The organism is Peptoniphilus rhinitidis 1-13 (assembly GCF_000246925.1).
In the GTDB taxonomy this organism is placed as follows: domain Bacteria; phylum Bacillota; class Clostridia; order Tissierellales; family Peptoniphilaceae; genus Peptoniphilus_A; species Peptoniphilus_A lacydonensis.
This window is the reverse complement of sequence record NZ_BAEW01000001.1, coordinates 184,053-197,424: the sequence shown is the minus strand read 5'-3', so window position 1 is coordinate 197,424 and position 13,372 is coordinate 184,053. Positions and strand designations below refer to the sequence as shown.

At 27.1% G+C, this 13,372-nt stretch carries 15 protein-coding genes; 2 read left to right on the top strand and 13 right to left on the bottom strand.

The window, feature by feature from the left end; translation table 11 throughout:
* Nucleotides 1-2: 2 nt before the first annotated feature.
* The 8 genes from lspA to der all read right to left on the bottom strand — a co-directional run bounded on the left by lspA (nt 3) and on the right by der (nt 6,670).
* Nucleotides 3-458, bottom strand: coding sequence for a signal peptidase II (lspA, locus tag RH95_RS00920; protein ID WP_010242350.1), 456 nt, complete (start codon nt 456-458; stop codon nt 3-5).
* A gap of 9 nt (nt 459-467) precedes the next feature.
* Complete coding sequence (locus RH95_RS00915) at nt 468-1,250, bottom strand: YlmH family RNA-binding protein (protein WP_010242349.1); 783 nt, start codon at nt 1,248-1,250, stop codon at nt 468-470.
* Nucleotides 1,244-1,693 carry a cell division protein SepF gene (locus RH95_RS00910; RefSeq protein WP_010242348.1) on the bottom strand — a complete coding sequence of 150 codons (450 nt, stop codon included), beginning with the start codon at nt 1,691-1,693 and terminating at the stop codon, nt 1,244-1,246. The genes RH95_RS00915 and RH95_RS00910 overlap by 7 nt, the downstream gene beginning before the upstream one ends.
* 9 nt (nt 1,694-1,702) lie before the next feature.
* Entirely contained in the window at nt 1,703-2,413 is a 711-nt protein-coding gene (locus RH95_RS00905; protein WP_010242347.1) for a YggS family pyridoxal phosphate-dependent enzyme, read from the bottom strand.
* Nucleotides 2,414-2,422: 9 nt separating this feature from the next.
* Entirely contained in the window at nt 2,423-3,595 is a 1,173-nt protein-coding gene (locus tag RH95_RS00900) for a biotin/lipoyl attachment domain-containing protein (protein WP_010242346.1), read from the bottom strand.
* A 143-nt stretch (nt 3,596-3,738) separates the two neighbouring features.
* Nucleotides 3,739-4,746, bottom strand: a complete 1,008-nt coding sequence (locus RH95_RS00895) for an NAD(P)H-dependent glycerol-3-phosphate dehydrogenase (RefSeq protein WP_010242345.1) — start codon at nt 4,744-4,746, stop codon at nt 3,739-3,741.
* Nucleotides 4,743-5,333, bottom strand: a complete 591-nt coding sequence (plsY, locus tag RH95_RS00890; RefSeq protein ID WP_010242342.1) for a glycerol-3-phosphate 1-O-acyltransferase PlsY — start codon at nt 5,331-5,333, stop codon at nt 4,743-4,745. The genes RH95_RS00895 and plsY overlap by 4 nt, the downstream gene beginning before the upstream one ends.
* Nucleotides 5,330-6,670: a ribosome biogenesis GTPase Der gene (der, locus tag RH95_RS00885; RefSeq protein WP_010242340.1), complete on the bottom strand. Its 1,341-nt coding sequence runs from the start codon at nt 6,668-6,670 to the stop codon at nt 5,330-5,332. The genes plsY and der overlap by 4 nt, the downstream gene beginning before the upstream one ends.
* Before the next feature lie 107 nt (nt 6,671-6,777).
* On the opposite strand from der, the gene RH95_RS00880 reads away from it, so the two are divergent.
* Both RH95_RS00880 and RH95_RS00875 read left to right on the top strand, forming a co-directional pair.
* The gene (locus tag RH95_RS00880; RefSeq protein WP_010242338.1) at nt 6,778-7,557 is read left to right on the top strand and encodes a threonine/serine exporter family protein; all 780 of its coding nucleotides are present in this window, start codon (nt 6,778-6,780) and stop codon (nt 7,555-7,557) included.
* On the top strand, nt 7,554-8,000 hold the full coding sequence (locus tag RH95_RS00875) for a threonine/serine exporter family protein (protein WP_010242336.1): 447 nt from the start codon (nt 7,554-7,556) through the stop codon (nt 7,998-8,000). Before RH95_RS00880 ends, RH95_RS00875 begins: the two co-directional genes overlap by 4 nt.
* 43 nt (nt 8,001-8,043) lie before the next feature.
* On the opposite strand, the gene RH95_RS00870 is transcribed toward RH95_RS00875, so the two are convergent.
* From RH95_RS00870 to aspS, 5 genes are read right to left on the bottom strand one after another with little or no spacing between them, the layout of a single operon-like run.
* Nucleotides 8,044-9,195, bottom strand: a complete 1,152-nt coding sequence (locus RH95_RS00870; RefSeq protein WP_026038549.1) for a TraB/GumN family protein — start codon at nt 9,193-9,195, stop codon at nt 8,044-8,046.
* 26 nt (nt 9,196-9,221) lie between these two features.
* Nucleotides 9,222-10,193, bottom strand: coding sequence for a hypothetical protein (locus tag RH95_RS00865; protein ID WP_010242334.1), 972 nt, complete (start codon nt 10,191-10,193; stop codon nt 9,222-9,224).
* Nucleotides 10,177-11,004, bottom strand: coding sequence for a hypothetical protein (locus RH95_RS00860; RefSeq protein WP_010242333.1), 828 nt, complete (start codon nt 11,002-11,004; stop codon nt 10,177-10,179). The genes RH95_RS00865 and RH95_RS00860 overlap by 17 nt, the downstream gene beginning before the upstream one ends.
* 7 nt (nt 11,005-11,011) lie before the next feature.
* Entirely contained in the window at nt 11,012-11,434 is a 423-nt protein-coding gene (locus RH95_RS00855; RefSeq protein WP_010242332.1) for a SoxR reducing system RseC family protein, read from the bottom strand.
* Between the two features lie 11 nt (nt 11,435-11,445).
* Nucleotides 11,446-13,227: an aspartate--tRNA ligase gene (aspS, locus tag RH95_RS00850; RefSeq protein ID WP_010242331.1), complete on the bottom strand. Its 1,782-nt coding sequence runs from the start codon at nt 13,225-13,227 to the stop codon at nt 11,446-11,448.
* Between the last annotated feature and the right edge of the window lie 145 nt (nt 13,228-13,372).

Below are 13,372 nucleotides of genomic sequence, written 5' to 3'. Positions count from 1 at the left end.
AATCACCTATTATTGTCATGAAGTATAATTCCAATTGAAATTAGAACTGTTCCCACAACAATAAAGACATCTGCCATATTAAAAATAGCAAAATCATAGGAAAAAAATCTCATACTTACAAAATCAACTACATAATTAAGTCTAACTCTATCAATAAAATTGCCAATTGTACCCCCAATTAAAAAGCTAAAACTTATAAGATAGATATGAGGAAGTTTATTATAATTTTTAAACAAAAATATCATTAATATTAATAAAACAGCAATAGTTATAAATGTAAATAAAGATTTAAATCCTTGTAATATCCCAAAAGCTGCCCCTCTATTTTCTATATAATAAAGTTTTAAAAAATTATCAATTAAAATTATAGGACTTTTTCCCGCAATATTTTTAACCACTAAATATTTCGTAAATTGATCTATAATAACTAAAATGATGCTAAATATGGCAACAAACATAAAATCTCCTTATTTATTTAATCTTACTTCAATGACAAAATTTCCTTTTCTTGTATTTCCTCTTACATTAAAAACTCTAAAACGTCCAAAATTTCTAAGAGAAACTAAATCCCCACATTCAAGTTCAAAATGCGGCCTAGTTTCTTTTACAAAATTAACTTTTACAAGTTCAGAATCAATCATTTTTTTTGCTTTTCCCCTTGATAAATTAAATACCTTAGAAATTAAATTGTCAAGCCTAAAAGAAGAAGCGACAATATCTTTATAATAATACTCTCTTTTAGGTAGATCATAGGGTTTTGCCTCTCTTGATAAATTTATATTATATTTTGAAATTTTTGTAAGATTTATTTCTACGAAATTTGCGACTTCTCTTTTAACAAAAAAATAAGTGAATTTTTTTCCAATCAAAATATCACCTATTTTTCTTCTATCAATACTAAGAGCTAATAAAGCTCCTAGTACATCACTATGTTTAATTTTTTCGTTAGATTTAAACTTTAATGCTACAATATCATCTATATCCCTTTCATACTTATAACTTGGGTAGATGTATATTAAACTAGCTTCACTATCTTCGTAGCCTCCATCTATTTCATAAGAAATTTTATCTTTAAATCTATTCAAAATGGAAATAGATAAATTAATCTCATGAGGATTTAAAAAATTTGTAGAAATAGTTATATGATTATTAATAACACTTTCAATTTTGTCTATAACTTGTCTAATTGAAGTCCTGTCCTCTACTCTATTGATATGATTAACTAAATCTATTCTATCTAATTTTACCAAGGAAATATTCCATCATTTTTTAATTGTTCTTTGAGTCCATCAATTTCTACATTATTAGGTGCTAAAATAAAAATATCTTTATTTACTTTTTGCATTTTTCCATCAAGAGCATAAAGTGCACCACTAACAAAATCAAAAATTTGTCTTTTAACATCAACATCAAGTTGTTCAAAATTAAGTACTACCGCTTTATAATCTCTTAAATCATCAACTATTAGAGGAGATTCGTCATAAGAAAGTGGTTCGTGAACGGTAATCACCATATTGTTTCCTGATACCTTAGGTTTAGAACTTTTATGTGTAATACTTTTTGCTGTAACTACTGGTTCAACTACCTCATTATCATTAACATCATTTTCAAAATCGTCATCAAAATCCTCATATTCATATTCATCTGCAAACCCAAAAATTTTTTTAAGTTTATCCATAGTTTTTTCTGCCATAATATCCTCCTAATTATAATTTCTATTTCCAAATAACTTAGAGCCAACTCTAATCATATTTGATCCTTCTTCTATAGCCAATTTAAAATCATGACTCATACCCATAGACAAATATTTCATCTCTACACCTTCATAATGTTTATCTGAAATATTTTCAAACATAATATCCATTTTTTCAAATAACTTTCTAAGTAAAAGCTCATCTTCTGTGTTTGGAGCAATTGCCATAAGTCCTTTTACATTAATATTTTCATATTCTAAAAGTTCATATATAAATTTCTCTGTTTCCTCATATCTTATACCAGATTTGCTATCTTCTTCTCCAATATTTATTTGAACTAATACATCTACATGAATGCCATCTTTTTTAGCTCTCTTATTTATTTCTTTTGCCAATTTAACTCGATCAAGTGACTGAATTAATTTTACTTTGTTATAGATATATTTTACTTTATTTGTCTGCAAATTTCCAATTAAATGAAAATTTATTTTATTATTTTTAATCTTTTCTTCTATTTCATTATCTTCCATTTTGGATACAAGTTCTTGAACTTTGTTTTCTCCAAAATCTACTACCCCTAATTCATTAAAATCTTTTATCATATCAACTGGATGAGTTTTAGAAACTGCAACTAAGTTTATATTTCTATTAAAATTTGAATTCTCTTTTGCAATTTCTATATCTTCATAAAGTTTTTTTAAATTATCATTTAAATCCAAAATATCACCTCAATTTAAAATTCTAGATTCATCAACAGTTTTTGGATTTATTACCAAAGCGTCATTAACAGTTACTGTCTGATAACTTTTTTCTCCAATATTAATTACAGATTGTTTATTACCTTTATTAATAAAAACACTCTCATTGGACTCACTTATAATGTCAACAGGAACAAACTTAACAAGCCCCTTTATTTCTTCAACATATACACCTATTAAATTATTTCTTTCAATTAATGTAGATTTAGGAATTTCGAATACTTTAGTTTTATTAACAATAATTTTTCCTTCATGAATTCTATTTGAATACATATTCTCGAAGTATCGATCTAAATTTACAATAATAACTGCATGATTACTATCCTTATTAATTCTTTCTACTCTACCATAAATATCTTGCATATCAGGAATTTGAATTTTTACAGAATCTCCAATGTTATAATTAGATATTTGGGACACATCAATTATAGTGCAAGCTAGTTTCCAATTTAAATTATTAATGATTTTAAAAAGAGGATCTCCCTTTTTAACTTGTGTTTCCATTTCTATATTTTTAAAATCATAATTTTTATTTAAATATTTATAAGTAAACTTATCTAGATTATCTAGTTTAAAATGTTTTTCATTGCCATCAATTTTATAAGAAACTATACCACTGAATTCTGCAAGATAAGAATAGTTATACTTTGAAATTTTATTTTCCAAATCAGATTTTTTATTGAGCAAGTTTTCCTTAGACATTTCTAAATACTCTTTTAATTCCGACTCATTTAAATTTGGATTAAAATCATTATCTGGAGAATTTATATCAAAATACAAATTCTGATAATCCTCGTTTTTTATTGAGTCCTGAATATTCTTAGTGAAACTTTTAGGATTTTCTTTTTCGTGAGGTTCTATTCCATTTTTTATTTTTATAGCTGAGTTTACTTTATTTAATTCATCTTTTAAAGAAGATACATCTTCCATTAAATTTAAATTTGCAACCTCATATCCTAAAGGTACTTTTTGCCCTTCACTTGTATGAAAAACAGCTATTCCATCTCCCTTTGCAAAATAAGCTTTTTCCTCAAAAAGATTATAAATTTTAGTATCAATATCTTTCTCATATGTGGTCAAAGTTGGAAAAATTGTTTTATAGTTATTTACACGATTTGCCCTTATTAAATTTGTAAAAAACATGAGTAAAAGTAAAAAAATCAGAAGAGCAAATAATCTCCTTCGCAAAAATTTATTTTTTTTGAATTTTTATTTTTTTTTAAGTTATTGTTCAAAAAACCACCTATTTAATAAATAATTATAACATAAACATTTTTAATATGTTGTTATTCAAAAAAAATTTGCTCTATTTCATCCTTGTTCTTTCGTGTCATTAATTCATAAACTGCTTTTCTTGGATCGTAATTTTTATATAATATTTCATATAAGACTTTTGTTATTGGCATTTCAATATTATAAATTTTAGAAAGTTTATAAGTAGATTCAACAGTTTTTACACCTTCTACAACTTGTCCTACTTCTTTACATGCATCTTGCATAGACATACCCTTTCCAATTAAAATACCTGCACGTCTATTTCTTGAGTGCATACTTGTACAAGTTACTATTAAATCTCCTATTCCAGAAAGTCCGTTAAATGTATGAGGATTAGCTCCAAGTGTAATTCCAAGCTTACTCATCTCATAAACACCACGAGTCATAAGAGCTGCTTTTGAATTATCTCCATAATTAAGACCATCATTCATTCCAGCTGCAAGAGCAATTATATTCTTAAGAGCTCCTCCAATTTCAACTCCAATTAAATCTGAATTAGTATAAATTCTAAAAATTGGAGTCGAAAATTCCCTTTGAATAATTTTAGAAGCATCTAAATTTTCAGAAGAAGCTACTACTGTTGTAGGTATGTCTTTACCTACTTCTTCTGCATGTGACGGTCCTGAAAGTGCCACAAAAGGATTTCTTGGTAAAATTTCTTTAGAAATTTCAGAAATTCTCTTCAATGTATCAACTTCAAAACCCTTAGATAGGTTTACAATTATTACATTTTCACCTAAATAATTTTTTATTTCTTCTAAAATTTCTCTAGAACTTGTAGTTGGAACAGCTAAAACAAATATATCTATATCCTTTAACACGCTTAATAAATTATTAGTTAAATTAATCTCATTTTCAAATTTAGCTCCTGGAAGATATTTCGAATTCTCTTTATTTTTTTTAATATCATAAATCACTGATTTATTCCTGATGTAAAAGTTTACATCATGTCCTTTATTTGATAAAAGCCTTGCTATTGCAGTTCCCCAACTTCCACCACCACATAATGTGATCTTCATTTTTTTCCTCCTATTTTATTTTCATTTCCATTAATAATTCTCTTTAGATTTTCTTTATGTCTTACAATTCCTAAGACTGCAACTATAGTTATTATAAAAATATTTAAAAACGATAATTGTGACATTAAAGTATAAACTATAATTAAGGAAATAAAAAATAAAATCGAACCAATAGAAACTATTTTTGTTAAAAATGTGCCCAAAAACCAAACTACAAAACAAATTAAAATTAATGGAAGATTAAAAGCAGATAATGCCCCTAAAGTCGTTGCAACTCCTTTTCCGCCCTTAAAATTCATATAGAAAGGAAAGTCGTGTCCTATAACAGCTCCAAGTATTCCAATAGGTACATAATTTTTACCAAAAATTTTACCAATCAAAACTGTAACGATAATTCCCTTTATAAAATCAATTAAAAAAGTCATTATACCTGCTTTTTTCCCAAACACTCTCATTGCATTTGTTGTGCCGGCATTTCCGGATCCAAATTTTCTAATATCTTTGTTTAAAAGAACTTTTCCAATTATATAGGAACCAGAAATTGAACCTATAAAATAAGATATTATAAAAGCTAAAATATAATTCATCTTCTAGGACCCTTGTCTTTTCTTTCACTCCCACGATTTTTAAGATCTAAAATTATTGGAGTTCCGTCAAAAGGATAAGTTTCTCGAATTTGGTTTTCAATATACCTAATATAAGAAAAATGGAATAAATCTTTATCGTTAACAAATAATAAAAATTTTGGAGGTCTAACACTAACCTGTGAGCCATAATATAACTTTCCTCTTTTTCCCTTGTCAGAAGGAGGTTGATTCATTAAAACTGCTCTATTTAAAATATCATTTAATACTCCTGTTTGAATTCTATGATTGTAATTATTATTTACAATTTCTATTAAATCTAAAAATTCATTTACTCTTTGGCCTGTCTTGGCTGAAATAAAAATAATTGGAGCATAAGGAACAAAAGGAAGTTTAATTCTTATATCTCTTTCAAAATTCTTCATTGTCTTTGTTTCTTTTTCCAATGCATCCCACTTGTTAACAGCAATAATTATTGCCTTATTGTTGTCATTAGCATAACCAACAATTTTTGAATCTTGTTCTGTTACACCTTCAAGTGCATCAATCATAAGTACACATACATTTGACCTTTCAATCGCAGTAAGAGTTCTTATTACAGAATATCTCTCAACTCCAGGAACTATCTTTTTCTTTTTTCTAAGCCCTGCTGTGTCTACAAAAATATATTCATTATCCTTATATTTTATCAAAGAGTCAATGGAATCTCTTGTTGTCCCTGGTATATTTGTAACAATAGATCTTTTTTCTCCAGTCAAATAATTTAAAAGTGAAGACTTTCCAACATTTGGTTTTCCTATTAACGTAACCCTTATATTGTCATCTTCTTCAATAGCATCAACTGGAATCATATCTTTTACTACTTCATCTAAAAGATCCCCAACTCCTGTACCTTGCTCTGCGCTAATACCGACTGGATCTCCTAAGCCAAGTTCATAAAAATCAAAAATGTTTTCCTTGGTTATTTTTGAATCATACTTATTTACTGCTAAAACTACTTTTGTTTTAGACTTTCTTAAAAATTGTGAGATTTCTCTATCCGTCGGGCTCAAACCTTCCGCTCCGTCAACTAAAAATATTACAACATCGGATGTTTCAAGAGCCATATCAATTTGAGCTTTTATGCTAGACATAAAAATATCTTCATCTTTTAAATCAAGTCCACCTGTATCTACAAGTAAAAATTTATAATTAAGCCAAGTTGCCTTCTGATAAATTCTATCTCTAGTTACCCCTGGAGTATCTTCAGTTATTGAAACTTTTCTGCCAACAATTTTATTAAATAAAGTAGATTTACCTACATTTGGTCTACCAATTATTGAAACTATGGGCATTTCCATATAATCACCCCTATCTTAATCATTATAACAAAATAAATTATTAGATTCAATTTACTATTTCCGTTGAGAATGTAAAATCTCAATAGTATAATTAACTTGGTGATAAAATGGCTAAAGTTTTAAATAATATAAAAGAAGCTAAAGATTTAATGAATTTATCTTTATATACAGGTGCTCTTTTAATTCAAAATGGAGCAGAAAGTTATAGAGCAGAGGATACAATTGAAAGAATTTGTAAATCAGTTTCAAATATTTCCAATGTTTCCGCATATGCTCTTCCTTCAGCTATATTTATTTCTATGGAATTTGAAGGAGAAACTCTAAGTAATTTTAGAAAGATTACTATTGCTGATACAAACTTATATAAAATAGATAGAGTAAATTCTTTTTCAAGAGAATTTGTTTCCAGTGACTTTTCCATAAAAGAAGCCTATGACAAACTTTTTGAAATTGATAATACAGAAGAAAAAGAAGAAAAAATTTATTTGTCTGGAGGAATAGCTGCCTCTTTTTTCTCTGTACTATTTGGCGGAGATTTAAAAGATTTTTTTGCAAGTTTTTTTATTGGGATTTTAATTCCTATTATTTTGGATAAATTAAGTCACTTTAAACTTTCTTTTTTTATAAATAATATTATCTGTGCTTTTATAACTTCAATACTTGCAATTACTTTTGTTCATTTTAATTTTGGTTCAAATATCGATAATATTATAATTGGTGTTATTATGTTATTAGTACCTGGTGTAGCTATAACAAACTCTGTAAGAGATATTATGAGTGGTGAATTTATAACAGGTGCAATTACAATGATTAAAGCCTTCTTTATTGCCCTTGCTATTGCCTTTGGAGTTGGTGTAGGACTTAAAATAATGAGGTTTATATTATGAATAATTTAATACAATTTTTTTTATCAACTTTCGCAACTTATGGATTTACGATTTATTTTAAACTTCCAAGAAATGTTCGCCTCATCACTTCTGCACTAAGTGGATTTTTATGGGTTTTATACGAATATTTATTTGACTTTAGCGGAAATTATATGATTTCGTATTTAATTACTTCTTTTCTAATTGGAATTTTTTCAGAAACTTTTGCAATGTACTTTAAAAAACCTGCTACTGTTTTCACTTTGCCATGTCTAGTTCCTCTTGTTCCAGGAGCAGGAATGTATTATATTATGTATTATTTTATTGAGTCAAACTATGTATTAATGCGTGAACAAGTCATAAAAACAACTTTAACAACATCAGCTCTTGCACTTGGTATAGTTCTTTCTCAAGGTATTTTCAGAATAATTCGTGAAATTATAAAAAATTCAAAACTTAAATGAACCTAAAAAAGGTAATGGACAAATCCCATTACCTAAATTTTTATTAAATTATACTTTGTATTATTTTACTGCCTGCAATTATAGTCCCTATGGATGATCCTAGATTTGCTAGAATTACAACTAAAAGTGCTTTTAAAAATTTATTCTTTATCCATCTTTTAATGCTAAAAACATCATCAGGAATATTATTCACATCTTCAACTGTTGGTTTTTTTAAAGTTGCCTCTACAATTCCCGCAAACCATCCACATGCAAGCATAGGATTCATTGATGTAAAAGGGGCCATTACAAAAGCCGTCAATATACTCAGTGGATGTGGCAAACAAAGTGCTGTAAAAGCTCCAGCAAAAACAGAATTAAACAAAAACCATGATTTTATTTGATCAACTCCAGTATCAGAATTTTGTCTAAATCCAATAGCAATTAGTACAATAATTAATATTGGAATTATCCAAGGAATAATTTTACTAGAAAGACGTTTTGGTGGAACTTTATTTAACTCTTCAATATCTTGATCTTTAAATATTTCTTTCTCTACACCTGGTGTATGTGCTGCTCCCAAAATTGCAATGACCTTTTTACCTGGAGCATTTTTTATATTGTAAGCTAAATATTTATCTCTTTCGTGTAGAAGAGTTGCTGCTATCTCAGGATAATCCTTACCCATATTTTCTATTGCAAGCTCAAGATTATCTCTTTCTATTAACTTTTGCAAATCTTCTTCAGAAACCTCTTCATCATCATCTACTGCCATTAAAGAAAAAAAAAGTTTTATTCTTTCAAAAAATCCCATTTTTCTCCATATACGCATAAAAGTTTTTTGAATATCTCTATCAGCTAGCACTAAATCTTTTCTCATTTCCTCTGAAGCCTTAATTCCTTCAACCATCTCTTGACCTGGTTTTGTTTTAAGTTTTTTTGCAATATTTTTTTGATAAGAAGAAAGAATTAAATTTGCAATTAAAAGAGTAACTTTTTTTTGTTTGATTATATCAATAATATTTGTATTTTTCCAAGCATCTGGATTTTTTAAGTTTTTATACCTTTGATCGTCTAGCTCAATGCAAATTGAATCAGGGTCTTCTTCTTTTATAGTTTCTCTTACTAAGTCTGCACTCTCAGAAGATACATGTGCTGTTGGAATTAAAATTATTTCTTTCTCATTATAATTTAATCTAATTAATTTATCTTTCATTTTTCTCCCATTTAAGAATAATGGCATCATTCTTTTTCTTCTGTAATCACATAAAAATTATTACTAACTTTGTTATGATAAGTAGTAATTTTATCTTTGTGGTTTATTTTTTCTTGCATCATTACAAAATCTTTGTTTCTCAAGATTTTTTCATCATTTGAATCTACAATTTCAAAATTATATAAATAATTTACAGATGAATTTAAAATATCTATACATAAGGCGTTCAAAACTTTAAAACTATCTTCGTCTTCAACTTTTATATTATAACTTTCAAGATATTCATCAGCTTTATCAATAAAATATTTTGAATCATTAGAGTTTTCAAAAATATTTTTATAAACTAAAAAAAATTGAAACTCATCTTTTAAAATATTATCTTTTCCATCCTTTAATTTTGAAATTTTTGAATTATCATTTAAAAGAATTGACTTTAAAAAATAATTATTTCCATTTTTTAAATAATCAATAATTCCTAACATCTCAAAACATTTAACATTGTGCTTTGCAATATTTCTATTTAAATCAAAATTAATATAAGAATTAACTATATAAGGAGTAATAATTAAGTTAGAGTTAACTTCATCTTCATTCAAGTTATTTGCTATAAAATTTCCAGAAAGAGGCTTAAAATTATTTAATTTCTTATCTGACATTTTATAGAAATTATCAAAATTATTTTTTTGAAAAGGAATTATAGATTCACATACAGATTCATTGACCTCATCTATCTCCATGGATTTATCTTCTATAATATCAAATTTTTTTAGTTCATTATCTATTGTGTCAATCTTAGATCTCTTATTGTTCAAATCATCACTTAAAATTCTTAATTTTTCTTCCGATTTGCTTTTTTTTTCAACAAGAGAAGAATTTTCTCTTGAAAGATTAAAATAAGATTTCTTTAAATTTTTCAAATTAGAAAAACCAATGATTGACAAAAATATTCCAAGAGCAATAAAAACAAACGAAAATACGATTTTAGTTGATTTCTTCATTTTTATCACCATTTTCTAATGTTTTTAATATTCCAAGATTTTTATAATAAGAAGATATCTTTTCTTCTAAATTATTTTTTAAATAAATCAAATTTTCGGCACTTAAATTTCCTGTATTATAACCTTTTTTTTCTATCTCTGTATAAATATTTAATAAATTATTTAAATCAGCATAAACATCTGATAAAGAAGACTTTTCACCATTTAAAAAAGAATTTATATTTGAACTATAAATTGAAGCATAAAAAAGCAAAACTTTTAACTCCTTAGAATCTTTATTTTTAACCAAAATATTCTTAGAAAATCCAGAAGATTTTTCTATATAATTTTCAATTTCAAGCTCATCATAAATATCTCTATGTTTTTCCAAATTATCTTCATTCGCCAATTCTAAAAAATCATTAATGGATTTCTCATAACCTTCTTTTTCATAAATATTTGATTCAAAATAAGCCCCATATGCTTTTAAACTTTCTTTTATTTCTGAAATAAGAATTTTATTCTTATCTTGATATTCTTCAATTAGTCTTCTTATTTCATCAGATTTATTTGAATCAAATTGATAACCATATTTTTCATAAAACTCTTGAGATTTTAAATTAAACTCTATTTCTAGTGAATCTATATCTTCTTCAATAACTTTAGATTTATTTTCAATTAGATTTATATCGTTTTTAATCTTTTCATTTTCTAAAATTAATTTAGAAGAGTATTTTTTATTTGCAACTGAATATATAAAAAAGATTAGAGATAAAATAAATATAATAATCGAAAAAATATATAGAATCTTATACCAGCTTTTGCTATTCATTTTTCACCTACATTTTTTGAAGAAAAATAGCACCTTTACTTGATTTTTGGAATTTATAATCAGCTTTTTTTAAAATAAAGCGTGAAATTAATAAAGATAAAACTCCAATCAATAGAGAAATAAGATCTTTATTTTCTACTGAAGTATTATTCAACAGAAAATAAGACGCACTCACTGTTGCCATAAACAAAACTAGTGGAAGTCCGTAAACTAAAAATTTATAGGAAAGCACGGACTTATCGTCAGTTTTTAATTTTACTAAATCCCCTATATTTGCAGATATCGTATTTGGAAATTCGAAAAGTTCTGTCTTTGACTCAGCACATTTTGCACTGCAAGTAGCACAACTCTCTCCACATGCACTCTCTCTAGTGAATTCAACAAATATTTTATTATTATTTTTTGCTCTAACAATACCAATACTTTCCATTTAAAACCACCTTACTCTTTATCTTCAACTACTCTTATATGAACTTCATCTAATTGTTTTTCTGATAATTCAGTTGGTGCTCCTGTCAATAAACAAGTTGCCGCTTGAGTCTTTGGAAATGCTATTACATCTCTAATACTACTTGCTTTTGTAAATAACATAACAAGTCTGTCCAAACCATATGCAAGCCCACCATGTGGCGGTGCTCCATATTTAAAAGCTTCAAGCAAGAATCCAAACTTTTCTTTTGCATCTTCTTCAGATAAACCAAGAGCTTTAAACATTTTTTCTTGAACTTCTGGATCATTTATCCTTATACTTCCACCGCCCATTTCATCTCCATTTATTACTATGTCATAGGCTTTTGCTCTTGCATTTTCTTTATCTATTTCAAGTTTATCTATATCTTCATCTAATGGACTCGTGAAAGGATGGTGCATTGCAACATACCTTCCCTCATCTTCATCATATTCAAACAGAGGAAATTCTGTAATCCAAAGAAGTTTATAATCATCTTCATCTATTAAATCCATATCTCTTGCAACCTTGTTACGCAAATTTCCAAGTCCGCTGTACACAACAGAATTTTTGTCAGCTAGTATTAAAATTAAATCACCTTTTTTGGCACCAAAAGATCTAATTATTTCATCCATTTTATATTCTGAAATAAACTTTGCAATAGGAGAGTCAATTTTCTCATCCACTCTAATCCAAGAAAGACCCATTGCCTTATAATCTTTTACAAAAGATTCTAATTTTTTAACTTGTTTTTTAGAATAAAAATCACTTCCACCATCAACCTTTATTCCTCTAACAGATTTTCCTTTTTCGCAATTTCCTTCGAATACTTTAAAACCACAATCTTTAACTATTTCAGAAATGTCATTTAGTTCCATTCCAAATCTCAAATCTGGCTTGTCAACACCAAATCTATCCATTGCTTCAGAATATTTCATTCTCTTTATAGGGAGTTCAATATCTTTATCTAAAATTTCTTTAAATAATTTTTGTAGAAATCTTTCATTTAATTCCATCACATCTTCTTCATCTACAAAACTAAGTTCCATATCAATTTGTGTGAATTCAGGCTGTCTATTTGCTCTTAGGTCTTCGTCCCTAAAACATTTTGTAATTTGTATATATCTATCTAATCCAGAAACCATTAGAAGCTGTTTCATAAGTTGTGGTGACTGAGGAAGTGCATAAAATTCGCCTGGATTTACTCTACTAGGAACTAAATAATCTCTTGCTCCTTCTGGAGTTGGCTTTGTGAGCATTGGAGTTTCCACTTCAATAAATCCATTTTCATAGAAAAAGTCACGAGTTATTTTATAAATTTCTGATCGAATCATAAGATTTTTTTGCATACTTGGCTTTCTTAAATCTAAAGTCCTATACTTTAGTCTCATATTTTCAGAAACATTGTCATTATCTTTTATATAAATTGGTGGAACATCAGACTCACTTAAAATTTTAAGTTCGCTTGCCAATACTTCAACTTTTCCCGTTTTAAGTTCTTCATTTATTGAAGATCTTTCTCTAATTTTTCCTTTTACTGCAATTACAAACTCTCCACGAAGTCGATTCGCCTTTTCCAAGAGTTCTCTATCTGAAGTATCATCAAAAACAATTTGTGCTATTCCACTTCTATCTCTTAAATCTACAAAAATTATTGATCCAAGAGATCTCTGTTTTGCGACCCATCCCATTAGCGTAACTTCTGTTGAAATTAAATCTTCGGAAATCTCATTACAATAATGAGTTCTCTTTAGATTTCCCATTTTTTCAGCCATATTTCCTCCTAAAAATTAAACTCCAAGCCTCAAATGGTTTGGAGCTTAGTCGTTAATAATATAATAATAACAACTAGTTATCTATTTAATTGGTTTTCATCATAATTTTCTAGTTTAATTATAAAACAAGAAATTTAAAAATTCA

Coding starts and splice junctions, on each gene's coding strand:
- RH95_RS00865 (WP_010242334.1), bottom strand. CDS start 10,193: ATGAAGAAATCAACTAAAATCGTATTTTCGTTTGTTTTTATTGCTCTT.
- RH95_RS00895 (WP_010242345.1), bottom strand. CDS start 4,746: ATGAAGATCACATTATGTGGTGGTGGAAGTTGGGGAACTGCAATAGCA.
- RH95_RS00910 (WP_010242348.1), bottom strand. CDS start 1,693: ATGGCAGAAAAAACTATGGATAAACTTAAAAAAATTTTTGGGTTTGCA.
- RH95_RS00855 (WP_010242332.1), bottom strand. CDS start 11,434: ATGGAAAGTATTGGTATTGTTAGAGCAAAAAATAATAATAAAATATTT.
- plsY (WP_010242342.1), bottom strand. CDS start 5,333: ATGAATTATATTTTAGCTTTTATAATATCTTATTTTATAGGTTCAATT.
- RH95_RS00900 (WP_010242346.1), bottom strand. CDS start 3,595: ATGTTTTTTACAAATTTAATAAGGGCAAATCGTGTAAATAACTATAAA.
- RH95_RS00870 (WP_026038549.1), bottom strand. CDS start 9,195: ATGAAAGATAAATTAATTAGATTAAATTATAATGAGAAAGAAATAATT.
- aspS (WP_010242331.1), bottom strand. CDS start 13,227: ATGGCTGAAAAAATGGGAAATCTAAAGAGAACTCATTATTGTAATGAG.
- RH95_RS00860 (WP_010242333.1), bottom strand. CDS start 11,004: ATGAATAGCAAAAGCTGGTATAAGATTCTATATATTTTTTCGATTATT.
- RH95_RS00875 (WP_010242336.1), top strand. CDS start 7,554: ATGAATAATTTAATACAATTTTTTTTATCAACTTTCGCAACTTATGGA.
- lspA (WP_010242350.1), bottom strand. CDS start 458: ATGTTTGTTGCCATATTTAGCATCATTTTAGTTATTATAGATCAATTT.
- RH95_RS00880 (WP_010242338.1), top strand. CDS start 6,778: ATGGCTAAAGTTTTAAATAATATAAAAGAAGCTAAAGATTTAATGAAT.
- der (WP_010242340.1), bottom strand. CDS start 6,670: ATGGAAATGCCCATAGTTTCAATAATTGGTAGACCAAATGTAGGTAAA.